This window comes from Paenibacillus marchantiophytorum (assembly GCF_014640555.1).
GTDB lineage: Bacteria > Bacillota > Bacilli > Paenibacillales > NBRC-103111 > Paenibacillus_E > Paenibacillus_E marchantiophytorum.
This window is the reverse complement of sequence record NZ_BMHE01000075.1, coordinates 1-24,425: the sequence shown is the minus strand read 5'-3', so window position 1 is coordinate 24,425 and position 24,425 is coordinate 1. Positions and strand designations below refer to the sequence as shown.

Sequence of the window (24,425 nt, the reverse complement as noted above, 5' to 3'; positions counted from 1 at the left end):
TACACAGTTCCAGCTCGCGGAAGTGACCGTTACTACGAGTTATATAAAAAACGAACAGCAGTTGAGCGTGTCAACGCTTATCTAAAGGAGTATTTCCAGCTCAATAACATTCGTCATCGAGGAAAATTGGCAAACGTTGATTTTCAGTTATCTTGTTTAGTATATACAGCCTGCAAATTAACAGTAGACCGTGTTAGAAAAAACCAATCCCACAAGATTGCGGCTTAATTTTTTAAAAAAACAGAACGTCAAATTTCGTATAGCACAAGCCACATTCAAAAACATTATGAAATTGATTCAATTGTTCTAACAATTATTATTAAAATAACAAGAAAACCCAGCCTGCGGCTAGGTTTTCTACAATGATGAGCATGGGGATGCATAAGCACTTTCGGCTGCCTTATTCTCAGCGCATCGAAGCAGCCCATCATAGTCACCCCGATCTTTTCCAAAAATATACTTGCTCAACAAAGCACTGTATACTGTTCATTTTCTAATTCTTGGCATCTGTTCACTGTACTTTTTTGGCCCCCTCTACGTTTTCTCAAATTGAGGGCTTTTGTATGTACGAAGACAATTGTTCTACGATTGGATCTATGAGCGGGTAGACCAACTCTTCCTCTAAAGTGAAATGTTTAAGCAGGATGAGACAGGCTGTCATAAGTTCAGAAGCCATCAGATGTAAAAACTCCATATCTATCGGTACTTTCATCGCATTCACACCATCTACGTAGGCCTGCACAACTCGTTTGGCCAAGTCATGATCCTGTTCTAGGACGGTGATGGAACGCGAGAAGGAGAGAGCTATCGCCCCATTCAAATACGTCAGTAAATGAGGGAATAATTCCTGTTCTTCCCATTCCGAATGCTGTTCCAACTCTTCAACCAGGAACAGAATACGATCTTGCAATTCAATCAGCTTGCACATTCCTATTGAGCAATCCCCAAGGGAATACAAGGAAGCAGCCATCGTACGGATCTTGGAGAGCTGTTCGCGCATCTGCAAATGCTCCTCTTTCAGACGCTCCACGAGCATCGGAAAGTAGCTGGGATCCACGATGTACTCCCTATTCGTGCGAATGCTCAAACGGTCGATCATTAGACATCCTCCTTTAATTAAAACTGCTCCAATTCCGCATTATCATTCTATGCGGGGTGGGGCAGCTCTCATGCGAAGGAATTGTTGAAACTTAAGCTTAGAACTTTAGCGGATTCGACTCTCCGTGAGATGGAACTGATTGACGAGTTGGAGCAGCGATTGCGTAATCGCTCCAACGTCACCTGTCGTCTGGCGCACATGCAGCATATCCTGGAGAAGCTCTTGGACAGTGCGTTCCACTTCCGCCGAGATTTGACGATTCTCCTTGCTGACGCCGGCGACTTTCTCCATCAGCGCCACGACTTCCTCCACCACTTGTGTCTTCATGGTGTCATGCGCGTTAGCGCTGCTTAATATTTCGGAAGCTGCCGCAACAATATGCGTCCCTTCCAGAACGACCTGCGTGCCTTCCTCCATGGAGATGAAGGCTTCGTTCGCATGACGCTCAATTTGTTCGATCGTTTCATTGATTTCGGTTGTCGACTTCTTCGTCAGATCCGCCAGCTTGCGAATTTCTCCTGCCACAACCGCGAAACCTTTCCCATGCTCGCCAACTCTGGCTGCTTCGATGGAAGCATTCAACGAGAGAAGGTTCGTCTGGGCCGAAATTTCCTCGATCACTTGCAGCAGCTTGGGAATTTCCTGCGTTGTCTGCAAGAACGTTTGGATCGTGCGGTTCGTTTCCGCTACTTTGGCGGAAATATGATTCATTTTATCCCCGATACGACCCACTTCATCCTGGGCAACGGCAATTTGCCCGGATGCTTTTTGTTCCAGCTCACGCAAGGTGCCGCTCATATTCTGAGTAACATCCTTCGCAACATCGATATCCTTCAATTGGCCGCGCAAAGAGCGAATCATATTATGAATTTGGGTGCTCATTCGACCCGTTGACTGCTCTGTTGAACCGGTGGATTCATTCATCCGTTCTTGCGTTACCTGCACTTCTGCTGCCGCTTGCTTCACTTGCAGCATGATTCCTTCCAATGAATCAATCATATTGTTGATCCATTTGGCCAGCTCTTGTGTCTCATCGCCAGCGAACTCTTTGACGTTGAGCCGCTGCGTCAAGTCTCCACTGCCCTCCGCATTAAGCCGAATGAATTTATTCAATTGCACAATCTGCCGCACAATGGGCTTGGTGCCCTTCTGACTGAACATTTTGGCACCAATGAAGCCGTATAGGAGACTGCCAGCAGCCAGACTTAGCGCGCCAATAAGATTAGAAACGCGACCATTCATCAGCCAAAATCCCCCGCCAGCGAGTAAAATAAAGCCTATCATGTATTGCAGCTGCAAGCTGAACAATTTCCAATCCATACTGCGGATGCGATAGACTTCTTCCAGATCCCCTTCGCACATCATGCCCCAAACATCGGGACAATGCGGCAGCTGGAAGGTGACTCCTTTGCCGATAACCGAAATATGCCGATAATCGGAATAACCTGGGAATTCAACGAATAGATTATTTCCCTTGGCAATCGTTCCCGCAACCCCAGGGTGAAGCTGTCCCGTTGCCGGGTCCGTGAAGATAAGCTCCAGTTCCGTATGCTGCTTAACGCCCACAACGCCGTAATCGGTGCGAACCCCATCTTTGAGATTGTCGCCATGGGTGAATGCAAGATCCTCAAAGCGGCTTCGGGATAAAGCAGTTCCAGGGGCAATCTGTTTATTCAAAACGGGCTTGGCCATAAATAAATAGTTATCACCGGAATCCGGATAGACATGACCTGATTCACGCTGAATCAAATCCCCGAGCACATCGTTGGGAACTCGGCCACAGACGGCCCCTTTCCAGATGCCATCCTCCATAATAGGTACGATAAAAGTAAGCGTCATCGCATCATGGAAGGGTGACGTACTGGGACCAATCTGCAAGGTCAGCGGATCCGAATAGGGGCCGAATAAACACTTTTGACCTTTGCGAGCTTCTTCTAAACCCTTGGTTAGCACACTTCCAAATTCGTATGTCCTTCCTTTATGCGCAGGGTAGGTTGAGTCAATCACGGTTGCTTTCTCACTCAGCAGGAAGATTTCCGAGAAATCAGCTCCGCTCTTGTGCGCCGCTGTTAGCAAACGTCCAACGAGCAAATCGTCCTGAGACTTAGCACCTGCTGTGGCTTCCACAAACTGTGCGAGCAATCGATCCAGATTGGACCAATAACTTTCCACCCAGCTTTGTAGAATATCTATCCTCGTTTGTGCAATACCTTCGAAAATGTGAGCAACATCATCCTTTAGCTGACGATTTAGACGATATGACCACCACAGCGGTAGTCCCTTGCGAAAACCTAACCAATCAAACATATTCAAGTCCCCCTATAATCACATTTCAAGTGACTTTATTTAACATTGCTTTAATCGACATTTTATAGCTGATTTCGACGTAAATCAAGACAAAAGTTGACATTTTTTAGAAATATTTGCGCACCTCGTGAATTCTTCCGTTATATGTTCAATATTTTAGTGTTAGTTATATTGACATAATATTCTGAAAAATCTACAATATAAGAAATATCATATTTCCCCATCAATTTACGTTATATTTACTCACATTAAAAATGAACTTAGATCAGAAAGGAGGCCTGGTTTCTGCTTCGGGCCCATCTTATACGTAGCTTCCGAATGCATGCTTAAGAAACCAGGGAGCTGCAATGTCTAAACCTGAGAATCTGGTCACCAACCCTTATGATCCCCATCCTTTTTATGATGAGATGTTTATGAATGCTTACTCGGTAAGAAACCATTATCAAAGCGTTTTCCGCCAATTCATGTCCATGAAAGCTGGGAGCCTAAACAAGCGGCAATCCGCCACGATGAAACGCATGATGGAGGAAGGCATCACCTTCACGCTCTATAGCCCTGATCAAACTGAACCTCTGGAACGGACGATTCCCTTCGATCCCATCCCGCGCATTATTCCAAGGGACGAATGGCTTACACTTGAGAAAGGTCTTGAGCAGCGCGTTAAGGCATTGAATCTATTTCTCAAAGATATTTATCATGACCAGTCCATCCTCAAGGATGGGATCATCCCCAGGAAAATGGTCTTGTCTAATTGTTATTTCCGTCCTGAAATGATGCGGCTGTCCATCCCTAACGATGTGTATGTCACCGTCTCCGGCATCGATTTGATCCGTGATGAACAAGGGCAATACTTCGTGCTTGAAGATAACCTTCGCTCACCATCCGGTTTCTCCTACTTGTATAAAAGTCGATCGATTATGACGCACTTGTTCCCAGAGCTTGTGTTCAGCCATTCGATCCAAGATATCGAGCAGAGCCTTAACGTATTTCTCTCTGCACTGCGCAGATTGAGCCCTTCCGGGAAATCAGATCCGGTCATTGGCTTACTGACGCCAGGCTGTTATAATTCCGCCTACTTCGAACATACGTTCCTTGCTCAGCAAATGGGCATCCAGCTTGTAGAAGGACACGACCTCGTCGTCATCGATCATAAAGTATATATCCGCGGGATCAAAGGACTTCGTCAGATCGACGTCCTCTATCGCCGAATTGACGATGATTTCCTGGATCCACTCGCTTTTGACCCGAACTCCATGCTTGGCGTTGCCGGCATTATGAATGCGTATCGCGCAGGCAATATCAACATCGTGAATGCTCCGGGAACCGGTGTCGCCGACGATAAAGCCATCTACGCTTATGTGCCTGATATGATTCGTTACTATTTAAATGAAGAGCCTATTTTGAAGAATGTGCCCACTTATATTTTATCAAGACCTGAAGAGCGCGATTACGTGCTTCAACATCTGGACGAAATGGTCGTCAAAGAGACCTCGCTCTCAGGCGGCTACGGCATGCTCATCGGACCTTCAGCAACGGATAGTGAAATCGCTGATTTCAGGCTCAAAATCATCGCCGATCCTGATCGGTATATCGCCCAGCCAACCATACAGCTCTCCAGAGCTCCCGTTATGATGGACGGCCAAATGGCAGCGCGGCATATTGATTTGAGAGCCTTCGTCATCGCTGGAGAGAACATTCAAGTCATTCCCGGGGGCCTTACACGCGTCGCTCTGAAGGAAGGTTCACTCGTGGTTAACTCCTCGCAAGGCGGAGGCTGTAAAGATACGTGGGTCACTCATTCGTAGAGAAAAGATTGGAGGCGAGTAGGATATGGTGATGATGGGACGAACGGCGGAAGCTTTATTCTGGATTGGCAGGTATACGGAAAGAACGGAGAATCATGCGAGGTTAATTGATGTGTATTATCATATCCGCGAGGACAAAGCGAGCCAAAGCGGTCAGGCTTGGAGTCGTTTAATCGACACGATTGGTGATCGCGCTGTATTCACCGAACAATTCGGCAGCTTCACCGAACAGCATGTTCTTCAGTACATTACACTGGATAAAAACAATGCGAATTCCTTGCTAGCTTGTACGAATCATGCCCGAGCCAATCTGCGAAATATCCGCGAGAAAATGCCTGCCGAGCTATGGGACATCATGAACGGCTTGTATTTGTGGCTCAAAGAAAAAGAAGTGCGCGATATTACAAGCGATTCGCCGCATCTCTTCTATCGCTTTATTCGCGATACGTTGTCTATGTTTCAAGGGGCAGCCACTTCGGTCATGCCGCGTCACAACGAATGGTATTTCGTAGAAGCTGGCCGATACCTCGAAAGAGCTGAAAATTTACTGCGTTTGCTCCAATCCCTCTGTCAGGATTACGCCAGAGAAGAAGGTTCATCCTATCCGCTAATGCTATCTGTTCTGAAATCGGTAAGCGGCTATGAGTCCTACCGCAAAGAATACGCAGATACGGTTAATCTCAGCAATATCATTAAGTTCCTTATGCTTCAAGAAGCGTTCCCGCGCTCGATCAGCTTCTCTTTCCAAGCGATGGAGCGTTCCTTGAAAGGCATTCAAATGGATGAGCCAGAGCTGAACAATGCCATTCACAAGATCGCCAAACTAGCTGGGAAAGTGAAAGCCAACCTCGCTTGCATGGACGAGGATGATATTTTGTCCGGCAAGTTGGAAATGACGCTGCAAGCCCTTCGTGATTCGTGCAACCTGATGGGAATTCGGATGTCCAAAGTCTTTTTTCCCTCCCCGGAGGAGGTCATTGCATGAAGAAACTGGAGATAACGCATATCACACGCTACTCCTACACGGATACAGCGCAGGACAGTGTCAATGAAGTGCGTTTAACGCCACTCACGGATAACCGTCAAGCTTGTTACCACCACAGTATCGTGACTGAACCGGTTTCTGCTTTATTCACATACTCCGATTTTTTTCACAATCGGGTTCATGCTTTTACCATCAATAAGCTTCATCGCGAGTTGACAATCAAAATGACATCGACGGTTGTCACCCATGATAATGATCATCTACCGGTTGACAATCCATCTCCCTATGAAGAGAAGGCTATGCGGTTCAGCGATGATTTCCAGAATGAACACGCGGAATATTTGCTTCCAACGAGTTATACGGGACTAACGAATGAGATCAAAGCCTATTCAGATGCCATACCGGATCAAAATGTGAGTCTTTACGCCTTACTGTGCCATATTTACACAACGATCAATAAAGATTTCACCTACGATCCGATGGCTACGTCCGTACAGACTACTGTCGGAGAAATGCTGCAATATAAGCGTGGTGTCTGCCAGGACTACTCCCATTTCATGATTGCAATTTGTCGCGATAAGGGCATTCCTGCTCGCTATGTGAGCGGTTATCATTTTGTTGGCGATCTGCAAGGCGGCAGCGCTGATTTCACGCAAGCCTCTCACGCCTGGGTTGAATGCTTCATCCCAGGTTCCGGCTGGTTCGGTTTTGACCCAACCAATAACTGCGAGGTCAATTGGCGCTACATTAAGCTAGGACATGGCCGTGACTACAATGATATCGTTCCGGTCAAGGGCGTCTATCGCGGAGCCGGCCAGCAGGATTTGGAAGTCATTGTGGATGTGAAGCTAATCAGCTAATTCCTCGCACAACCCCCCGTTTTGGTGTAAAATGATCTCGAAGCGATATCACTCAGCTAAGAGGTGTTCGAATGTCCATCAGTTTTACGTCATCGATTATCGATCGATTAAAAAAGGAGATCGCCGATGATCAACAGAAAAGCAGCGAAGAACAGAAAAAAAAGGCCAAAGTGCTCTCTAAAATAAATCAATTACAAAGAGATCTGAAGCTTAGCAATTCCGCTAGCGACTTGAACAGCAAAATGTCGCGAATGAACAAAATGAAAGAAGAAATCAAACGAATTGATCTCTCCCAAGCAGCGCTATCGAAGCAATTGGCAAAGAATCAAGCAGCGCTTCAAACGCAAATCGCCAAGGACCAGCAACAGGAAACGACCAATTAGCCAAAAGACGATATTTACGCACCTGCAGGTTGCGTGAATATCGTCTTTTTAGGAGGAAAATTTTCTCGATTCCAAGACCTAAATAAAGGAATTCGAGTGTATATGTGGAATTCATTAAATAACCTAAAAGTTCGAGACAATAATGTTAAATCGGGAGGCCTTTCGATGAAATCAACGGGTATCGTAAGAAAAGTAGACGAGTTGGGACGCATTGTTTTGCCAATTGAGCTGCGGCGCACACTTCACATTGATATCGGCGATGCGATTGAGGTTTACGTCGATCCTGAGCGGATTACACTCAAGAAGTATATGCCTGCTTGTGTCTTCTGCGGGAACTTCGAGAATATGACCTATTTCAAAGGAAAATTGGTTTGCGGCGCCTGCGTTGATGAAATTGTCTAGCTGCCCGCCCCAACGAAAAGCCTCTAATTCGCTCTGCTGAATGTTACCAGCAGCTGCGGATCAGAGGCTTTACTTTATTCCATGTTACTTCACATCAACCTGAACTTGATCTGGTCGGTACACAGCCAACAGCTTCCCTTGGCTATCCGCGGCGAACATAACCGTACGCTCGGATTCCAGTTCAAAGGCATAGCTATGACCAGTGGCTGGGTCCATCACTTCAATATCTGTATCTACGCTATACTCAGACACGAAGATGAATAAGGAACCTTGCTCAAAACCGAGCTTGCGCCCATATACCCCAGGCAGTTGTCCACCCTTCACCCACGTGAGTTCTGCTTCTACACCTGCTTCAGACAAAGCGAAGTTGTAGAGCGCTTCGATGCTTTCTCCGCGTTCATTCAGTTCAATAGGCAGTGGACACCAAATTAATTTCCCTTTGCCTAACTCATAACGCCGGGCAACACCATGCTGGGAATTCCATGCACCGCTGTTCCCAGATCCTTCAGAAAGAGCAATCTCTTTATTCAACTTAGCGATGCCCGCCCCGCCGAAGGAAACCGGATACACTTGGCCATCCAGAACCATGGCTTCCTCACGCAGAACGTTGCTAAGTACGGTTTCACCAATAACCTCCGTCAAACGAGCATTAGGTGTCCAGTATTCATTCAATCCTACTGGACCAGTGAATAAAAGTGTTCCACCGTTCGTACGCACATGTGCTGTGAGCTTCTCAAGCGCTGCATCACTGAAGTTATGCGCGCTAGGTACGATGATCAGCTTAGGATGATTGTGCTCCAGAGCTTCGAGATGGTACTCGCCCAAGCCGCGGAAAGGAACATTCATCGAATAGGCGAGCGTACGTGTAAGTTTGGATGTCGCTTCTCCGGCTAATGGGCGCGTGGAGAAATCATTGGAGTACGGGAATACGGCTACGACATCCTCCAGTTTCCGATTTACGAACAAATCGCGAATCTGGCCCATGAATGCTCCGAAGTCATAGGATACGTCGGCTTCCGGTTTCTCTGTCCCATCTGCCCGAAGCGCTCCGATGTGAGATTCATTAACATTGTTCATATAGTAGTTAATGTTCCAAATCCATTGCACTGCGCCTGCTCCGCCTGTCGAGAAGGAATAGGCATATTTGCGCTCAAGGATATTGCGCAGTTCTTGTTCCGAACGCTTGGCGCGGCCATCGGCCGTTTCTACATACATGATGCCTGTCTCTTGGATCAAGCTAGGTTTATCCGGCGCCTTGGAGAAGATGCCATCCCAGACGAGCTGATCCATCAACCACCACGTGTGAACCGTTGTATAGTCAACCGCTTCCGCGTAGAAGAAGGGAGATGGCCGCTGAGCGCCGAGACCTTCATCTTGTCCGACGGTCGCCAAATGGGCAGGATTAATACTGCGAATCGTAGCAATTAATTCATGTGCCCAACGATTATGCATATCCATCGTGAACAGAGTATAATCCAGCCATGGATTCCCATTTTTCTCCATGGGCTCCGTGGTGTTCATGTTCATCTCGGACACATCAGGCAAACGAGCATTTGCAAAATCAGGCAGTTCACTCGGCGTCATGTTCCATCGCTCCTGCAGCTTGCGAATATCTCCATGGCGCGTCTCCAGCCAGTTCACGAAAGCCTCCTGCTCGAAACGGTCATGCGCCGATTGCGGTCCAGCAAAAGGTTTATTCGGATTAAACATGGACGGCTCATTGATGAGATCCCATTGCACGTTCGTTGTATCTCGATGTCTGGAAACAATCGCCGAGATGAATCGCTTCTGAGCTTCCACGCTGCGCGGATCGAGATAAGGGTTAACCCCTTCCCATAATTCAGGTGTGAAAGCGAAAAAGTTAAACGTCACTTCAATATTATGTCTTTTGCACGTCAAGATGAAAGCATCGATAGAACGAAGGACTTCCTCATACGGATGACCATCGACAAACATCACTTGGCGCCAGGCTGACCAAATACCGGTGCGCAGCAAGTTAATGCCAGCTTTGACCATCTGCGCAATATCGCGCTCCCAGACCGATACGTTCGGCAGGAACAAGAACTTACGCGCCACATCGCTCGTCATGTACGTCATACCGACAATCGGGAGAGGACGTCCATCTTTGATAAAATAGTCGCGATCGCAAGACATCGGTGTTCCTTCGCGCAGAAGTTCTGCATCGTAGCCCCAGAAACCTTGGTTGAAAATACGCGTTTCGCCTGTATTGGCAACTGCTGTACAGACAGCTGTGTAATACCCGGCTTCCAGATCAACGGGAACATTTACTTTTTTGTACGTGAGTTCGCGTGAAGCATCCATTTGGAATTCCGTGGACCAAATCGGCTGCGATTGTCCAACTTTATTCACTTGAACAGCGAAAGTCCAGCCCGTATTCTCCGATTTGAATCCGTCACGATTGGCTAGTGACTGTAATTGAACCGTAAGCGCCGCGCGATCACCTGGGTCATAGCAAGCATAGTTCGGTTTGAACCAAATTTCTGTTACGCCGCGAGTCGTGAAGGCAGCCAGTTCATTCAACAGTGCTGCTCCTCCTTGCACCCAGAACGTCTCATCCGTAACCATATTGGCGAAAATCCAGCGACCCCCAGCAAAATCCCCTTTGGTATTTTCCAATAAAACGATCGGAGCGGCAACTTCACGCTCATCCTTCGAAATCCCCTTCAGCAGCGGAATCAAATGAGCATCCATCGGACCGCTGGAACCTACTTGACCCGGGTGATCATCCGTACGCGTTACATGAAGAGCAAGACCGACAGTCGGCTGTACGCTAAGCAGCGATTCTTGCCCTGCGAGCAAAGGCAGCTCCGGATTAGCCTTATAGCGAGCAATCGGTGAAGGATCAACAGGCAGCACTTCATGAATCTGCAGCTGCTGATGGTACCTTGTTTGTTCAGCCTCTAATTCCCAACCCTCTGCCCCTTGATACACAGGGTTCCGAAAGGGAGCACTTCCTAGATGAATAAGTCCCTTGCCTTTGGTTACATGCGCCATAATGGCAAGCCAGGCTGATTTAGGGAAGTAGCGTCCGTGCAGATGAATCAAATTGTCCGCGCCTTGCTGCAAAGCTTCTGCCAATTCACTAGCAGTCACTACGCGGCCAAATTGCGCCAACTCCTCTAAACGGCTGCTATCCGGCCGAGTCCCCTCATAAGGAAACGATGCATCATAAAAAATAATCGATTTACTCATATTCGTCCTCCAACGCAGGTTTAATTTGTTATTTTTGTTAGGCTAACAATATAATTTCATATTCATAATGTACTCATTTTCTCGCTATTGGTCAATTCCTTTTTATCATATTAACGATATCAAGATTGACAATTATACGATTTTAATGAACAATTGAATTCGTTAGTTTTGTTATGTATTTTGAAATTCAAGTTGGTAGGTGTGTCCATATGAGTAAAAAAGTCTCGATGCAGCAAATTGCCGACCGGCTCGGCTTGTCCAAATATACGGTCTCCCAGGCACTCTCCGGGAAATCAGGTGTCAGCGAAGAGAATAGACTCCGTATTCAAGAGACGGCCAGAGCCATGGGCTATCTGATACAAGGCAAGGTCAAAGGGAGAAATACAAACGAACTGACCCAAGATAAAACCAATAAAGAGCCTCACAATTTCCCCAAAGCAATTAAGCCCTACATTTTGGTTTGGATTCAAGCCATGTATCAGCAGGATAACCCTTTCTGGGGAAAAGTTCTCGCAGGAATCGCTACTGCCAGCACCGAGCTTGGCTATGAGCATCTAATTGTCCCTGTTCCTAATCGGTACTCTGAATCTTTGCATATCCCGTCCTACTTGGATCCGTCCTACTGCGCAGGTCACTTGCTAGCGGGCACATTCCCGTCCCAATCCGTTATTTCACTGAAACAAACCGGCATTCCCCTTGTTTTGATTGATCATTATGAGCCATTGGTGGATGTCGATTGTGTGCTTAACAATAATTTGGACTCGGGTAAAATTGCCTGCCAGCGATTGCTTTCTACCGGGATGAGACGCGTCATCTTCGTCGGTGACGATACCTTCGCCGTCAGCTTCAAAGAGCGTTGGTGGGGCTGCCGCTTGGCTATCGAGGATGAGGCCGGACATGATGACACATACGCCCTGAAAAAATGGAGCATTCCCTACTGTCAACCGCAGCTCTTATCTGTCTTGGAACGGAAAGTATCCGCACTCACACCCGAAACGATGCCCGATGGCATCATCTGTGCCAACGATCAATTAGCGCTTGATCTAATTCCCATTCTCAATCGCCATGGCATCGATATCCCAAACCAAGTCAAAGTCATCGGTTTCGATAATATCGAAGCTTCTGTCTATGCGCATCCCCCGCTAAGTACCATCGAGCTTGCCAAAGAATCTTTGGGCATCCGCGCGGTTGAGACCCTGCTTTATCGGATCAAACACCCAGGCAGACAATCGGAGAAAATCATGCTGTCCTCCCGTTTCATCGTTCGCGATTCCGGTTAACTGTCACTCTACCCCAAAGCCGCCGCTATCATGCAAAATAAGCGCAAATAAGGCGTATAGATTAGCTCATTACGAGCCTTCTATACGCCTTTTAACTGTGCTATCTACAACCGGGAAAGTACAATGGAAACCAGCATCCCCGCCACTGCAATCCAAAACAAATAGGAACGGAGCACTCGTCCCAAGCTTTTATCCTGTCGATCCATAACCGCTTTCTTTCTACCGCTGCTCCCCTTGGTTTCCGTATCAAGCTCATCATTCACTTGTGAGCGCCAGTTGACGAATTGAAAACCTATTCCACTGACCACAACGGCAATCATCATTAAAATTAACGAACCCATAAATATCTTGTCTGACAAAGACTGCATCACGCATCTAACCTTTCTGTCATCACCTATTCTAGTTTCTTATTATACTTCAAAACCAGTCTCGGATGCACAAAAAAAGGCTTGCCCCAAAGATCAGTCAGATCTTGGGAGCAGCCCCTCTTCTCAGATAACTTATAGTGTTTTATCGCCTGGCTTCCAATTCACCGGACAAAGTCCGCCAGCTTGAAGCGCTTGAAGTACACGCAGCGTTTCGTCCACGGAACGTCCTACGTTCATATCTGTCACGACTTGGTAACGGAGTACGCCTTCGGGATCAATAATAAACAAACCTCGGTGCGCAGCGCCGCTCTCTTCATCCAGCACGCCATAAGCGCGCGCAGTATCTTTGGAGAAGTCGCTCACCAGCGGGAATTTGACAGGACCGATCCCATTTTGATCCCGCGGCGTTTGTGTCCATGCGCGGTGTGTATAGATGCTGTCCACAGAAGCGCCGACAATTTCGCAATCTAGTTCAAGAAATTGCGCGTAATTGTCGCTGAAAGCTGTAATTTCTGTTGGACAAACGAATGTAAAATCGAACGGCCAGAAGAAGAAAATGAGCCATTTGCCTCTGTAGTCCTGGGGTGTAATTTTCTCTTCCAACGTTTCCATATTCTTCGTTGATAAAAGTGAAAAGGATGGCGCGGGAAGTCCTAATTTGGCAATAGCAGGCGTCGGTTGTAATGTTAATTGTGTCATCGTATGGTCTCCTCTTTTTCTCTCTATTTTGTTAGGTCTTGTTAGTTGTTGTTAGCTTGCGACTTCAGCCAATGCTTTTTTAAGCTTTGTGACGTTAAGGCCGAGAATTTTGTGTTCGCCGATAACCGTTACCGGAAGCGACATTAAACCTAGATCGTGAAGCTCTTGTCCATATTGATCGTTCAGATCGATATTTCTTTCTTCAAACGCAACCTGCTGCTCGGTCAAATACTTCTTCAATTGTTGGCAATAAGGGCAATTTGTACTGGAATAAACAATGACATTAGACATGGCTATTCATCTCCTGTTATTTGTATTGCGGGATTAATTGCGCCCGCTTATTAATAAATTTATCAACAGCCATAGCGGCTATGGCACCGTCTGCTGCTGCAACAACTGCTTGTTTCACAGGTGTGCGTCTGACTTCACCCGCTCCGAAGACGCCGGCAACGGATGATTGCATCGAGCTGTCCAAAATCATGAAGCCTTCCTCATCCAGCGGAACTTGATCCTGCAAGAAATCCGTGCCAGGTTTGCTCCCCGACAGGAAAACGAACACACCGTCGACTTCCAACACTTCTTCGGTACCAGAGCTTGTACGAATTTTGAGTCCTTGCACATGCTTGTCTCCAAGCACTTCAAGCGGCTTCGTTTTGTAAAGAATCTTTGTTCCCTTCAATTCAGGAACGTGGTGAACACCCTGCAGCTCAGGACGCGGCACAACAAAGTAAATTTGGCTTGCAAATTTACCCAACGCTTGCGCTTCTTCCAGCGCTTCCTCCGAATCACCGATAACCGCGACCGTCTTCCCCTCGAAAAAGGCTCCATCACACGTCGCGCAGGTGCTTACGCCGCGTCCAAGCAAGTTTTCTTCACCAGGCAGCATGCGATTGCGGCCTTTTGAGCCTGTTGCAATGATGATCGATTTGCCTTCGTAGATTCCATCTGCCGTAAAGACAAACTTCGTCTCGTCCTCCACATCCACAGCCGTAATCGTCGTTTGAACGAATTCCGCTCCGAACCCTTTGGCTTGTTCGCGCATCGTATCCAGCAAATCTTTGCCAGATAGCTCACCGATGACTCCAGGATAATTCGCAATTTTATGCGTAATCGCCAGTGCTCCTGTGTTAGGTGCCTTGTCGATAACTAACGTTTTTAGATTCCCACGTGCTGTATAAATGGCAGCGGAAGCTCCCGCGGGTCCAGCACCAATAATAATGACATCATACATTGCGCAGATCTCCTTCCATGCATGCTCTCGTATTCGATTGATAATTCATATCACATAATAATTATTATAAATAAATATCTGTGAAAGTCAATCCTTTTTAATAATTATTATAAATAAGGATCATCTTCTTCAAAAAGGCATCGTTTTCTTGGCATCAGCAAGCCGGCCGACCTCAGTATTAGGATATATCTTATATACAGCTTTTAAGATTTTAATGATCTTATTTGCATCCTCGACTCTTAGCACCGGTTCTTTCTCCTCCGCCTTCAAAGAGCTCCATGCCCCTTCATTCCCGAGACTTTCATTCAGATTCATGTCAATCCCATTCATCATTAGTCCCAACCTTTGCGGTCCGTAGTCGTATTGATAAATGTGAATGTACGGATGAACCGCCCCATAACTCCATGCTCGAGTTTGCCAATACCTAGAGCATGCTTGAGCTTTCCAAACCGCATCAATTACGGCATATGAACCGTAAACTCCGGTTGTATACTCTGGAATAGCCTCACTAGCCGCACGGATATATTCAATTACAGTCGCCATCTGAGAAGACTTAGCCTCAAAGTCTACGGCGAAATAAATACAACTCCCAGCCGGTTGTCCTACCTGCTTTGCAATTTGAACCGAGGTTGCTCCGTCAGCCAATCCCGCAGCACGGCCGCCAAGTGCTCTATTAGCGGTTGTCTCAAACACAGATACAATAATCTAAGCCGGCTTGATTAATCAACTCAGCTTCTGCCTTGGTAAGTGCTTTCCATCCGGACGGCACCAGGTAACGACATGCGAATTTGTATCCATCCGGATCTGAAGCGAATGCTGCTGCTGTATTGGCCGTCAAAGGTGTTGCGCAATCAAAACCCTTTGTCATTACTGCACGTCCTTTTCGTGTGGAGTGGCGTCTCCTTTGGCTTTTAAGACCTGAATAATCTCCTTTAGTTTTGGGAACATCGGAAGATTCAACCGACCATAATTTTCTGCGATTGAAATGAGTTCGTTTGATAAATAAAAACAAATGGCCCCATTCATAATGACATTGGAGCCAAGCAATACATCCATTCTATGTGCCATCACGACAATTAGAGCCATAAGGAACTTCTTAAAGATCTCAAGGAAACCAACCTTACTGCTTAGCCCCTTCTGCTCTTTAATCGAAGCCCCAATACCTGTCACATAATCAATTACCATTGCCAAGAAGAAGAAGCTTAACAACTCCGCCCCCCCCCCCATAAGCATATGTGAGAATTGCTCCGAGAACTCCAGTTGATGTGGTGAGGGCTGCTGCTTGTTGTGTAGTTGGCAATCCTAATCCTTCGCTTAATATTTTCTTAAACATGGTCCACTCTCCCGAAAATAAAATAAGCCCCGATCGGCTCGGAGCAAGGTAATTTCTCAATTAGGTCTTATAACAATTGATCCAAACCATGAACAAACTTCAATTTTCCTTTTTTTAAATCATCCTTAACGTATTGGAGATGATCTGTGTCAACTAGAAGATTAAAGAAATGGCCTAGTTCCTCAATATGCTCAAAGAATGAAATATTGAAGAATGAATTGGGAAGATCCTCAATAGTTGGATACAATCTAAATGACTTTCTTGTCTGTTCTATGAAAGTTGCATTTTTATAAGGGCTATAAATTAACTCTGACTAAGAGTTTATTTAGCTTTAGTGTTATGATGTATGGTTCATTACTCACACTATTATATTCTGAGAACTTATCTCTTGCTGTGACTACATTGCATTTAGAGGTCAGATGATATTGCAGAACCAGATAATCTAAGGTATTTATAAAACCTACATCAATACTCACTCCGGAAGGTATTGACCCCATCATAAACTCCCTGCCATGGGCGAGCGGTACAATCTTTCGGTAGTTAGCACCATAGCTTAGTACATAAGCGGTTTTATATATCCATTTTGAAAGTAATTGTTGATTCCCAACTAAAATAGCCAATGAGTCTGGAGCGAGTGACATTATAGGTTTGAGAATTGGAATTGCTTTACTTTCTAATTCACTCATCCAACCATTGTTGCATTCTCTGCATACCAATCCATTTTTAAAATTATTATAGTTCATTGTTCTACTTTTATTAACAGGCTCAAAAGTATCAATATTGACATAGTGACCTGCAAACATTTCGTTTGTTAAGCCGTACTCATTCAATAACCATACAGGAAAAATGTGTTCATTACTAAGTGATTTAGAACTGTCACAAAAAATGCATTTTCTTTTCATCGCCGGATCACTACTCCTTAAATACATAACAAAGCTCCTTTATGGGATAGTTTCCATTTTTCAATTTTGTCATATCTATTCAACTAAACTACCCGTTTAGTAATTAAGTCGTTAATCCTCGGATGTACTACCATCATTTAGATAAATATCTGACGAATTTGAATTGTCCATTTTCTTTCTTATCGTAGATCAAAGCTAATATAATCAATAATATAGAAAACCAAGGACAACTTTCATAATGCTCCCTATTGTGAAGACCTTCTAGGTTTAGAGATTCAACATCCTGTTAAATTATCTGCCCGTTAGGTGAGCGGAAGGCTGCCGATCCGGCAGCCTTCCATTACTGTATATTGAACAAACGTTCTCCGTTTAATATGCTTATTATTTCGTTCGTATCTTTTAGTGTTATGGACTTAGAAGAATATTGTCCCAATTTATTTATAACCTTTGGCTTAACTCGACTTTCAAAATTATTATTCCAGATAAACATGTTCCTAAATATTTCAAAAGTCGGTTTATAGTTTGATTTTTCTATTCTGAGTAACTGCAAAATAAATCTTCTAATAATTCGATACTTTCGTTTTGAATTATCAGTATCCAAAAATATAATCACATCAGCATTGTGAAAACTTTGGAACACCCATTCGTTATAATGAGCACCCTCAATAATCCAAGTATTTGAATGAACAATTGTTCTTAACAGTTTATCTCTTTCTTCCTCAGTTCTTTTTATGTCCCTAGGTTTATGCTTCTTCCAAACAACATTATCCAATTCGTAATGTGGAATACTCAGTTTATTAGATAGATTTCTGGCTAATGTTGTTTTACCACTCCCAACGGAACCTATAATATGTATTTTTTTCGGGTCCAATTCAACCAAACAATCTACCCTCCTATTTTGATTTATAATATTTTTTTCTTCCAAAATTACCAAAAAAAATGCTATTAGAACTAATGAATTCTGCCCTTTCGGTTAATTAAAAGGGGAGCTGCCGCCAGCCGTGGCGAACTCTATCGCTATTGCTGCCTTCATTTCTTGATTGAACTATAGTTCACCGTTAATTCGATCGGGACCAGCTATAAACTCCGTTAGATTTACGACAGTAGGAGCAGTTTGCCGCGGCAAACTGCCACAAGATTAGTTCAACTTATATAGATATTTTCGACCTGATCAAACGCTTCTTAGGCGAAGGACCTTCGCCTAAAGCAAAAGCAGCGCCTTTCGCTCCAAAATGATGGAAAGCCCGAATGGAAGCTTGCTCATATATTCACCGTCAAAAGTCCAGGATCGATTTAGCTTTCAAATAGTTGTGTGTACTCAGCCGTCATAAATTTGTAAAACGGTAATGACTGTACAGCGCTTTGAACAACCTCCAGGCTGTCACCGGCAAAAATACCCCAAATATCCATCATCGTGTGGGACAAATATAACGTTTCGAGTATTCCTTGTTCCTTAAGTTCAGCAACTCGCGCTCGCTCCGCCGGCAACAGCTTCGCTATTTCTTCCTTCGGAGTAGCAGGGTCAATTTTCAAATAAACGATAAAACGCATAGTTTGTTTGCCTCCTAAACGCAATTATATTGTTTGTACATACAAACTGTATAAGATTAAATTACAGAAGTCAAATTCAGGCTCTACCTATGTGGAGGCATTCATGGACAGAATCATGAAAGCCCCTCTAAAAATCATTGAAAAGTGTCTTTGGTTCAACTTAAATAGATAAATGTATGACCAGCATTCTCCAATAATGATTTTGCTTTTTCTATGGAATGTACTTTAATCAACAAATAGTCCGTATTAGAAGTAGAAATAGCAAAAATGCTTATATTGTTTTCCGCCAATGGGTTGGCTAGAGAAGATAATATACCTGTTAACCCAAAATCCAATATGCCCTCGACTTTTATGCAATTCCAATCATGCTCCACGTCCGTTAGAATGCTATCAGGAACATTGGAGGTAGGACATACAATAGATAGTTCTTCGTTTGTTCGTGTAATCGAAAAAAATGCGCCTTTGTCCGCCCAGTATGGTATCTCTTCTATTGGTGGCAATTTCACAACAGAGAATATCGTGTCCAATATGACTAAATTCATGTTTATCCCTCCTAATTAAAGTTGTTGTATATTACACAATAACAATATTTCTTTTATTGCACAATCCTGCCCTTTAGTTGAGAAGTAACCAATGATAGCCCTAAAAGTATCGACGATACAATTCTCTCCTACGCTCACCGCGCAGCTGAGCATAAATCTGTGTAGTAGATGCTTTTTCATGCCCAAGCATGCCCTGAATAAATTCTAACGGTGCACCGTTATCTAGCAATTGACAGGCATATGTGTGACGGAATCGATGAAGATATACATTAGCATTAATTCCCCCGCGTTTTGCCAGCTTTTTTAATGACCAACGTATTGTTGGAATCGACAATCGTCGGGTCGGATTCGTTTCGGTAACAACAATGCTTTACAAGTATCCCCACGGCTCTCTAAATATCTTTTTAACCAAACCTTATACTCGGTAGTAAAATACACTTCTCTTTGTTTAGAACCCTTACCATTCACAATTGCTGAACAGTTCTCCCAATTAACATCTTTAATGTTTATTTTCTGGACCTCTCCAACGCGGCAGCCTGTGCAGTACAGAAACTCCAACAGAGCATGTTCCCGGTGAGAATGACAGGTAATCTTAAGATGAATAACATCCTCCTCAACTAGGAATTTCGGAATACGTTTGTCCATCTTAGGCTCTCTCAGCTTGAGAGAAGGATTCCTTGTCATATGACCTTCTTCAAATGCAAAACGAAAAAGGGAGCGTATAAATCGAATTCGATGACCTAAGCTACTCGGTTTTAATCGCTCTGATACCCTTGAAAAATAATCTTTTAGCATATTTAAGGATATTTCTTCAATCTCCAGATTACCTAGTTCACGAATCAACATGTTGAGTTGTAGAAAGTATGCTTTCATTGTATGCGAGCTGAACCCCAGGATACGTTTGTCAGCTTCATACAGCATCCATAACTCCTTCAATGTCATAATAAAACCCTCCCAAATATAAGTTATCTCTAGCTTTGCTAGAATTGGAAGGGTTTAATCTTAACGCTTAAGTTGTGTGTTGTGCTAGCGTTCACTGTTACTTCAATCCGGTCGATTGTTCATTTAATACATGAGAATGTCTTTGTCAATTTTGCATTCTAAAATACTCCAGGCTGACATTGGTACAAATAACAATATCTAAAAACAAAGGTCACTTCATTTTGCTGATTGGTACTTTAAAAAGTATTATTAAACCTACTGTTGCAATGACAGACAACCCATATGCCAATAATGGCTTTTTGTAATGGAGTCGAACCATAGAATAGAGTGCGATATTAAACAATGCACTCCACCAAATATTCCATCCGTGATGGTGTGAAAACTCCCCAATTCTTTGAGCCACCCACTCCAAGAATGACCATAAGAATACCCAGAAGGTAACCCATAGATACTGTTTAATTCGTTTAGTTGGATATCGACCTAAATACACGAGCATTACGCATGGGTAAATAATAAACATTACTATAAGGCTGATTATCGTATGATTTGGCAGAAGTGTTGTATTAGGTTCGTATTCCCACAGAGAGTAATTATATGTAAGAAAATTATAAACTAAATCAAATGTAATCAAATATAATATGGATGATTGATATTTCGCCCAGTTCCGCCAATCACCCCAACGCCAACACGCAATAAAATATAATAAACACAACATAATGATAAACATTCAGTATTAACACCTTCTAGATAGATAGTTCTAATACTATTTACTCACATTTCCATAATTATTCATTTTTTAAAAAAGATAAAAAGCATTTCTCATTACAAAGAAATGCTCTATAACTTTAAGCTATTCTATTAATAACTTGTTCAACTAACCTGCCCGTTACTTCAACGCACAACGGCAGCCGATCGTGTGCCGGCTGCCGTATGTCATGATTAAGCTATAGTTACCCTTTAGTTTAAACTCGTGATAATCTTTGATTCTTATGCTTTATTCATCCTATTCTTTTTCCAATAGGCGATATTTGATTCAAGTATTAGACTCGTAAAATTAAGTTGTTGACTGGCGTACCTGCTACACGGCCTCCTGCAGCTCCAGAATCTGGCCGGCGAGTTCGTATAAAATTGCGTAAGCGTTAACCTAAAGGCGCTGTCGGCGAGTCGTTTATATATTCATCGCAATTGCTATACAGCCCCAGACCATTCATTACATAGGGACGAACAATGTCTATAAGTAAATCGGTTCGATTATTTTCCCCAACAGTTAACCAATAATGCGCAGCACCATAGATCGCTGAGCCTGTCATAGCCGAAATGATCTTTGTATGGTGGCGGTCCGTATAGTGCCCTTTCGAAAAAATGCTTTCAATTAATTGCTGCAACATCTTCTTTACCTTTTCATCCACAAGTGCAGCAATCGATTTGGAATCCATTCTGCATACCTGATAAAAATCCACTATGTAGTGGTGTGTCAGCAAGATCAACTGGTCACATATTTCAATTGTAAACTCCCGCGCATTCATCACTTGCTCGGGAATCATCTCACGAAAAACCTGTTCTGTGATTTCTTCAAGCAAAGCATATTTATCTTCATAATGGGCATAAAAGGTGGCGCGGTTAATGGTAGCTTTCTGTGCGATATCCTTTATGGCTATTGCATCAAATTCTTTACTCCGCAACAAATCTCTGAATGCTTCCCTTATTAACTGTCGTGTGCGCAAAACCCTTGGATCTTGCTGATTTACCATATGCATATCCCCTTCTAAAACATCAAATATCACAATGTGTTGTCTATGCAACCTTCCACTGAATCTGCCTGTTGAATTCATAAGAATACAGTAATATTATTTTACCAGACAGATGTTGCTTAAACAATTTGTGACGAATTTACTGAAAGGAAGGAACATAATGAACACAAAAAAGAGACTTTTGATATTTGGTGCTGGTGTGATTGGTAGTGTATACGCTCTCCGATTTGCACAGTACGGACTGAACGTAACAATGCTGGCGCGAGGAAAGAGACTGGATGCACTGAAAAGGAACGGACTGCGATACAACGATAATGGAACAATAAAGCAAATACCGATCAAGACGATAGAAAAGCTTGATAACGACGACATTTATGATTTTATTTTTGTTCCAGTACGATATGATCAGGCCGATTCTGCCCTAACTGTGATCAAGAATAATCAGAGCAAATCCATTGTCACCTTGACCAACACCATTGGATATGACAGCTGGCTTGAAATCGTGGGGGACCGGTTACTCCCAGGTTTCCCGGGGGCGGGTGGAGACATCAAAGAGGATGTTCTATATGCCCAATTCGGTTCCGAAAAACATCAAGGAACCATTTTTGGTGAAATAAATGGATTGACTACCGAAAGAGTGAAAGAGCTTGCCCAAATATTTGAATCGGTGGATTTGCAATATGAAATCCAAAAAGACATTCAGGCATTCCATATTTCACATACTGCATTGGCTATCGTCAACAAGCATTTCTATACGAATGACGGAATGGTGGATTTAGAGTCAGCAAGGAGTGTAAGCACTCTAAGCAAGATCGCCGCGGATATTAAACAAAACATTCACCTGGTAGAGCAAGCCGGAATTCCGGTAATCCCACCCGAAACGAAGGCAATGGGGGAATTACCCGAAAACGATATTATTTCCCGTTACCACCAGATGCTCAACAATGACTTTATTATTGATGTAAAGTTTGGGAACCATGCCGTCAGCCAAAAAGCAGAAATAATGTTATTAGATGAAATGTTTCATAAAAGATATCAAATTGGTGATGACATCACCATAGACTAAACATAGGACTGCAAACCGGATACTGAAGTAACCATAGTGGCATCTAAGATAAATGATTGGGTTCTTCCTGTTCAATACGTTTGAACTCTAATGGGAAACAATAGCTCACTCAATAAAACAGGCGGTAGTCTAGGACTTTATTTTCTCGTCCAATGCTACCGCTATTTTTTATTGAGGGTCAGTCTAAAACTTTATTTTCAATGAACAAAATAAAAGGAATATCTACCCCAGATGTCCCCCACCACGCTAAACTGCCCTTTAGCTTAATGAACCATCGAATACTTCACATAGACATGGTATTGTGTATGACTCTTTTTTCACTAATCTATGTGGGTTTTATATTTTCGCACGTTTTAATGGGAGTTTCATGTCGCAAGAATTTATTTGAGGGATTTTCTTGTCGTAAAAAAAACGACAAGAAAATCCCCCAAACAGAAAAAAACCTTGATATATCAAGGTTCTAAAGCGGGATTATTCTATCGTCGTACTGGAGTACAACGAAAAGAAAATCCCAACAATTAAGAAAGCAGATATATAACGACATAAAAATCACATCAATAGAGAAAATGCATGTATATCTAGGAGTCTGTCCGACGGAATACTTTTGTTGAATATTTATTCAGATATATTCAATACAAGGGAGTTTACATCTTGATTTTAATAAAAAACGTTGGATTTATAGGTCAAAACACGCTAGAAATACAAGTTTATTCTCCTCGTATTACAGAGTTCTGCATATTTATTAGTTATTTCTTTTCGTCGGACAGACTCCTAGTGAGCTATGCTTGAAATAAATATATCCATAAACTCATTTGAGGGGGCTATTTATATGGGGGCAAACATTATCTGTTACCGCTTGGCTAATCCCCAACATAGTTAAAAATAAAATATCCACAAACCAGTGCGTTAACCCTTTCGCCACGACCGCCATAATATTAAGTTCCTTACTTTTTTAGACAGCGCTAGTAATAGTAAAGCAAGATTTGAACCTGCGGCCTTCGGGTTATGAGCCCGACGAGCTACCGTACTGCTCCACCCCGCGACGGGATCGAACCGCCGACCCTCTGCTTGTAAAGCGCTCTCCCAGCTGAGCTAAACCTCCATGGGATAACGAAATGAAGCCCGCGGCAAAGTAGGCTTCGTCAGTTTTACGTCATTTTGTGGGGATTATTGGTGAACCGTAGGGGACTCGAACCTGTGACAACTCGATTAACAGTCGAGTGCTCTACCAACTGAGCTATCGGGGAATATGGTGGGCCCTAGTAGACTCGAACCACCGACCTCACCCTTATCAGGGGTGCGCTCTAACCAGCTGAGCTAAGGGCCCGTATATGTGTTAATTAGCCTAAATGCGGCAAAAAAAAAATACCCACTAGGGGTATTCTGCTTGGCAACGTTCTACTCTCCCAGAACCCTGCGGTTCAAGTACCATCGACGCTGGAGGGCTTAACGGTCGTGTTCGAGATGGGAACGCGTGGGTCCCCTCCGCCATCATCACCAAATAGTCAAAGCGTGGTTTGCGCCTTGAAAACTAGATACGAAACGTGCGTAAAGGTTTGATTTGCTTAGGTTTTTGCCCTTAGGAGTTAATCCTTTGGGCCCCGTTAAAGTACTTGAGTCCACTTCGGAGCTCTTCATCACTTTAATGGGAGTAGGTTAAGCCCTCGACCGATTAGTATTCGTCAGCTGCATACGTTGCCGCACTT

General features: G+C 43.9%; 26 protein-coding genes, 2 tRNA genes, 1 rRNA gene and 1 pseudogene. 8 read left to right on the top strand and 22 right to left on the bottom strand.

Annotated features, from left to right (window positions below; translation table 11 throughout):
* A pseudogene (locus IEY34_RS34125) lies at nucleotides 1–228 on the top strand (IS5/IS1182 family transposase); the annotation flags it as partial.
* A 316-nt stretch (nucleotides 229–544) separates the two neighbouring features.
* On the opposite strand, the gene IEY34_RS34120 reads toward IEY34_RS34125, so the two are convergent.
* Nucleotides 545–1,099 (bottom strand): hemerythrin domain-containing protein, encoded by a 555-nt coding sequence (locus IEY34_RS34120; protein ID WP_189020453.1) that lies wholly within the window; start codon nucleotides 1,097–1,099, stop codon nucleotides 545–547.
* A 105-nt stretch (nucleotides 1,100–1,204) separates the two neighbouring features.
* The gene (locus IEY34_RS34115) at nucleotides 1,205–3,406 is read right to left on the bottom strand and encodes a methyl-accepting chemotaxis protein (RefSeq protein WP_189020451.1); all 2,202 of its coding nucleotides are present in this window, start codon (nucleotides 3,404–3,406) and stop codon (nucleotides 1,205–1,207) included.
* 347 nt (nucleotides 3,407–3,753) lie between these two features.
* On the opposite strand from IEY34_RS34115, the gene IEY34_RS34110 reads away from it, so the two are divergent.
* From IEY34_RS34110 to IEY34_RS34090, 5 genes are all read left to right on the top strand, one after another.
* Nucleotides 3,754–5,211 carry a circularly permuted type 2 ATP-grasp protein gene (locus IEY34_RS34110; protein ID WP_189020450.1) on the top strand — a complete coding sequence of 486 codons (1,458 nt, stop codon included), beginning with the start codon at nucleotides 3,754–3,756 and terminating at the stop codon, nucleotides 5,209–5,211.
* A 25-nt stretch (nucleotides 5,212–5,236) separates the two neighbouring features.
* Nucleotides 5,237–6,196, top strand: coding sequence for an alpha-E domain-containing protein (locus IEY34_RS34105; RefSeq protein ID WP_189020448.1), 960 nt, complete (start codon nucleotides 5,237–5,239; stop codon nucleotides 6,194–6,196).
* Entirely contained in the window at nucleotides 6,193–7,056 is an 864-nt protein-coding gene (locus IEY34_RS34100; protein ID WP_189020446.1) for a transglutaminase family protein, read from the top strand. Before IEY34_RS34105 ends, IEY34_RS34100 begins: the two co-directional genes overlap by 4 nt.
* A gap of 71 nt (nucleotides 7,057–7,127) precedes the next feature.
* Nucleotides 7,128–7,439: a hypothetical protein gene (locus IEY34_RS34095; RefSeq protein WP_189020444.1), complete on the top strand. Its 312-nt coding sequence runs from the start codon at nucleotides 7,128–7,130 to the stop codon at nucleotides 7,437–7,439.
* 165 nt (nucleotides 7,440–7,604) lie between these two features.
* Nucleotides 7,605–7,841, top strand: a complete 237-nt coding sequence (locus IEY34_RS34090; RefSeq protein ID WP_189020442.1) for an AbrB/MazE/SpoVT family DNA-binding domain-containing protein — start codon at nucleotides 7,605–7,607, stop codon at nucleotides 7,839–7,841.
* A gap of 84 nt (nucleotides 7,842–7,925) precedes the next feature.
* Here IEY34_RS34090 and IEY34_RS34085 read toward each other — a convergent pair whose 3' ends face one another.
* Complete coding sequence (locus IEY34_RS34085; protein ID WP_189020440.1) at nucleotides 7,926–11,054, bottom strand: beta-galactosidase; 3,129 nt, start codon at nucleotides 11,052–11,054, stop codon at nucleotides 7,926–7,928.
* Between the two features lie 209 nt (nucleotides 11,055–11,263).
* On the opposite strand from IEY34_RS34085, the gene IEY34_RS34080 reads away from it, so the two are divergent.
* On the top strand, nucleotides 11,264–12,334 hold the full coding sequence (locus IEY34_RS34080) for a LacI family DNA-binding transcriptional regulator (RefSeq protein ID WP_189020438.1): 1,071 nt from the start codon (nucleotides 11,264–11,266) through the stop codon (nucleotides 12,332–12,334).
* 104 nt (nucleotides 12,335–12,438) lie between these two features.
* On the opposite strand, the gene IEY34_RS34075 is transcribed toward IEY34_RS34080, so the two are convergent.
* From IEY34_RS34075 to IEY34_RS34010, 16 genes are all read right to left on the bottom strand, one after another.
* A complete protein-coding gene (locus IEY34_RS34075) occupies nucleotides 12,439–12,702 on the bottom strand; it encodes a hypothetical protein (protein ID WP_189020436.1) in 264 nt (87 codons plus the stop codon).
* 132 nt (nucleotides 12,703–12,834) lie between these two features.
* Nucleotides 12,835–13,401 carry a peroxiredoxin gene (locus tag IEY34_RS34070; RefSeq protein ID WP_189020435.1) on the bottom strand — a complete coding sequence of 189 codons (567 nt, stop codon included), beginning with the start codon at nucleotides 13,399–13,401 and terminating at the stop codon, nucleotides 12,835–12,837.
* A gap of 51 nt (nucleotides 13,402–13,452) precedes the next feature.
* On the bottom strand, nucleotides 13,453–13,692 hold the full coding sequence (locus tag IEY34_RS34065; RefSeq protein ID WP_189020433.1) for a glutaredoxin family protein: 240 nt from the start codon (nucleotides 13,690–13,692) through the stop codon (nucleotides 13,453–13,455).
* 16 nt (nucleotides 13,693–13,708) lie between these two features.
* Nucleotides 13,709–14,632, bottom strand: coding sequence for an NAD(P)/FAD-dependent oxidoreductase (locus IEY34_RS34060; RefSeq protein ID WP_189020431.1), 924 nt, complete (start codon nucleotides 14,630–14,632; stop codon nucleotides 13,709–13,711).
* Nucleotides 14,633–14,761: 129 nt separating this feature from the next.
* Complete coding sequence (locus IEY34_RS34055; protein WP_189020429.1) at nucleotides 14,762–15,325, bottom strand: glycoside hydrolase domain-containing protein; 564 nt, start codon at nucleotides 15,323–15,325, stop codon at nucleotides 14,762–14,764.
* The gene (locus IEY34_RS34050; protein WP_189020427.1) at nucleotides 15,318–15,500 is read right to left on the bottom strand and encodes a glycoside hydrolase family 25 domain-containing protein; all 183 of its coding nucleotides are present in this window, start codon (nucleotides 15,498–15,500) and stop codon (nucleotides 15,318–15,320) included. The genes IEY34_RS34055 and IEY34_RS34050 overlap by 8 nt, the downstream gene beginning before the upstream one ends.
* Nucleotides 15,500–15,841: a phage holin family protein gene (locus tag IEY34_RS34045; protein WP_229757987.1), complete on the bottom strand. Its 342-nt coding sequence runs from the start codon at nucleotides 15,839–15,841 to the stop codon at nucleotides 15,500–15,502. The genes IEY34_RS34050 and IEY34_RS34045 overlap by 1 nt, the downstream gene beginning before the upstream one ends.
* Nucleotides 15,807–15,965, bottom strand: coding sequence for a hypothetical protein (locus IEY34_RS34040; RefSeq protein ID WP_189020457.1), 159 nt, complete (start codon nucleotides 15,963–15,965; stop codon nucleotides 15,807–15,809). Before IEY34_RS34040 ends, IEY34_RS34045 begins: the two co-directional genes overlap by 35 nt.
* A 296-nt stretch (nucleotides 15,966–16,261) precedes the next feature.
* A complete protein-coding gene (locus IEY34_RS34035) occupies nucleotides 16,262–16,867 on the bottom strand; it encodes a hypothetical protein (protein WP_189020423.1) in 606 nt (201 codons plus the stop codon).
* Between the two features lie 340 nt (nucleotides 16,868–17,207).
* Nucleotides 17,208–17,747 carry an AAA family ATPase gene (locus IEY34_RS34030; RefSeq protein WP_189020422.1) on the bottom strand — a complete coding sequence of 180 codons (540 nt, stop codon included), beginning with the start codon at nucleotides 17,745–17,747 and terminating at the stop codon, nucleotides 17,208–17,210.
* A gap of 413 nt (nucleotides 17,748–18,160) precedes the next feature.
* Nucleotides 18,161–18,418 carry a muconolactone Delta-isomerase family protein gene (locus tag IEY34_RS34025; RefSeq protein ID WP_189020420.1) on the bottom strand — a complete coding sequence of 86 codons (258 nt, stop codon included), beginning with the start codon at nucleotides 18,416–18,418 and terminating at the stop codon, nucleotides 18,161–18,163.
* A 155-nt stretch (nucleotides 18,419–18,573) separates the two neighbouring features.
* Nucleotides 18,574–18,960 carry an ACT domain-containing protein gene (locus IEY34_RS34020; protein ID WP_189020418.1) on the bottom strand — a complete coding sequence of 129 codons (387 nt, stop codon included), beginning with the start codon at nucleotides 18,958–18,960 and terminating at the stop codon, nucleotides 18,574–18,576.
* Nucleotides 18,961–19,060: 100 nt separating this feature from the next.
* On the bottom strand, nucleotides 19,061–19,294 hold the full coding sequence (locus IEY34_RS37625; RefSeq protein WP_308423100.1) for a tyrosine-type recombinase/integrase: 234 nt from the start codon (nucleotides 19,292–19,294) through the stop codon (nucleotides 19,061–19,063).
* Nucleotides 19,264–19,902, bottom strand: a complete 639-nt coding sequence (locus IEY34_RS34015) for a tyrosine-type recombinase/integrase (protein WP_308423099.1) — start codon at nucleotides 19,900–19,902, stop codon at nucleotides 19,264–19,266. The genes IEY34_RS37625 and IEY34_RS34015 overlap by 31 nt, the downstream gene beginning before the upstream one ends.
* A 211-nt stretch (nucleotides 19,903–20,113) precedes the next feature.
* Nucleotides 20,114–20,617, bottom strand: coding sequence for a CBO0543 family protein (locus IEY34_RS37985; protein ID WP_373291387.1), 504 nt, complete (start codon nucleotides 20,615–20,617; stop codon nucleotides 20,114–20,116).
* A gap of 424 nt (nucleotides 20,618–21,041) precedes the next feature.
* Entirely contained in the window at nucleotides 21,042–21,653 is a 612-nt protein-coding gene (locus IEY34_RS34010) for a TetR/AcrR family transcriptional regulator (protein ID WP_189020416.1), read from the bottom strand.
* 160 nt (nucleotides 21,654–21,813) lie between these two features.
* On the opposite strand from IEY34_RS34010, the gene IEY34_RS34005 reads away from it, so the two are divergent.
* Nucleotides 21,814–22,719 carry a ketopantoate reductase family protein gene (locus IEY34_RS34005; protein WP_189020415.1) on the top strand — a complete coding sequence of 302 codons (906 nt, stop codon included), beginning with the start codon at nucleotides 21,814–21,816 and terminating at the stop codon, nucleotides 22,717–22,719.
* Between the two features lie 1,036 nt (nucleotides 22,720–23,755).
* On the opposite strand, the gene IEY34_RS34000 is transcribed toward IEY34_RS34005, so the two are convergent.
* The 3 genes from IEY34_RS34000 to rrf form a co-directional block, all read right to left on the bottom strand.
* Nucleotides 23,756–23,815: transfer RNA gene (locus IEY34_RS34000), tRNA-Val, on the bottom strand.
* A 154-nt stretch (nucleotides 23,816–23,969) separates the two neighbouring features.
* Nucleotides 23,970–24,046 (bottom strand) — tRNA-Ile (locus IEY34_RS33995).
* A 58-nt stretch (nucleotides 24,047–24,104) separates the two neighbouring features.
* Nucleotides 24,105–24,221 (bottom strand): 5S ribosomal RNA (rrf, locus tag IEY34_RS33990).
* Nucleotides 24,222–24,425: the final 204 nt, after the last annotated feature.

Bases quoted from the DNA above. Each gene is read 5' to 3' on its own strand.
- IEY34_RS34040 (WP_189020457.1), bottom strand. From the start codon at position 15,965: ATGTTTAAGAAAATATTAAGCGAAGGATTAGGATTGCCAACTACACAA.
- IEY34_RS34050 (WP_189020427.1), bottom strand. From the start codon at position 15,500: ATGACAAAGGGTTTTGATTGCGCAACACCTTTGACGGCCAATACAGCA.
- IEY34_RS34015 (WP_308423099.1), bottom strand. From the start codon at position 19,902: ATGACATTGAAGGAGTTATGGATGCTGTATGAAGCTGACAAACGTATC.
- IEY34_RS34080 (WP_189020438.1), top strand. From the start codon at position 11,264: ATGAGTAAAAAAGTCTCGATGCAGCAAATTGCCGACCGGCTCGGCTTG.
- IEY34_RS34060 (WP_189020431.1), bottom strand. From the start codon at position 14,632: ATGTATGATGTCATTATTATTGGTGCTGGACCCGCGGGAGCTTCCGCT.
- IEY34_RS34105 (WP_189020448.1), top strand. From the start codon at position 5,237: ATGGTGATGATGGGACGAACGGCGGAAGCTTTATTCTGGATTGGCAGG.
- IEY34_RS34090 (WP_189020442.1), top strand. From the start codon at position 7,605: ATGAAATCAACGGGTATCGTAAGAAAAGTAGACGAGTTGGGACGCATT.
- IEY34_RS34025 (WP_189020420.1), bottom strand. From the start codon at position 18,418: ATGCGTTTTATCGTTTATTTGAAAATTGACCCTGCTACTCCGAAGGAA.
- IEY34_RS34085 (WP_189020440.1), bottom strand. From the start codon at position 11,054: ATGAGTAAATCGATTATTTTTTATGATGCATCGTTTCCTTATGAGGGG.
- IEY34_RS34010 (WP_189020416.1), bottom strand. From the start codon at position 21,653: ATGGTAAATCAGCAAGATCCAAGGGTTTTGCGCACACGACAGTTAATA.
- IEY34_RS34120 (WP_189020453.1), bottom strand. From the start codon at position 1,099: ATGATCGACCGTTTGAGCATTCGCACGAATAGGGAGTACATCGTGGAT.
- IEY34_RS34110 (WP_189020450.1), top strand. From the start codon at position 3,754: ATGTCTAAACCTGAGAATCTGGTCACCAACCCTTATGATCCCCATCCT.
- IEY34_RS34075 (WP_189020436.1), bottom strand. From the start codon at position 12,702: ATGCAGTCTTTGTCAGACAAGATATTTATGGGTTCGTTAATTTTAATG.
- IEY34_RS34005 (WP_189020415.1), top strand. From the start codon at position 21,814: ATGAACACAAAAAAGAGACTTTTGATATTTGGTGCTGGTGTGATTGGT.
- IEY34_RS34115 (WP_189020451.1), bottom strand. From the start codon at position 3,406: ATGTTTGATTGGTTAGGTTTTCGCAAGGGACTACCGCTGTGGTGGTCA.
- IEY34_RS34100 (WP_189020446.1), top strand. From the start codon at position 6,193: ATGAAGAAACTGGAGATAACGCATATCACACGCTACTCCTACACGGAT.
- IEY34_RS37985 (WP_373291387.1), bottom strand. From the start codon at position 20,617: ATGTTGTGTTTATTATATTTTATTGCGTGTTGGCGTTGGGGTGATTGG.
- IEY34_RS34070 (WP_189020435.1), bottom strand. From the start codon at position 13,401: ATGACACAATTAACATTACAACCGACGCCTGCTATTGCCAAATTAGGA.
- IEY34_RS34020 (WP_189020418.1), bottom strand. From the start codon at position 18,960: ATGAATTTAGTCATATTGGACACGATATTCTCTGTTGTGAAATTGCCA.
- IEY34_RS34095 (WP_189020444.1), top strand. From the start codon at position 7,128: ATGTCCATCAGTTTTACGTCATCGATTATCGATCGATTAAAAAAGGAG.
- IEY34_RS34065 (WP_189020433.1), bottom strand. From the start codon at position 13,692: ATGTCTAATGTCATTGTTTATTCCAGTACAAATTGCCCTTATTGCCAA.
- IEY34_RS34035 (WP_189020423.1), bottom strand. From the start codon at position 16,867: ATGAAAAGAAAATGCATTTTTTGTGACAGTTCTAAATCACTTAGTAAT.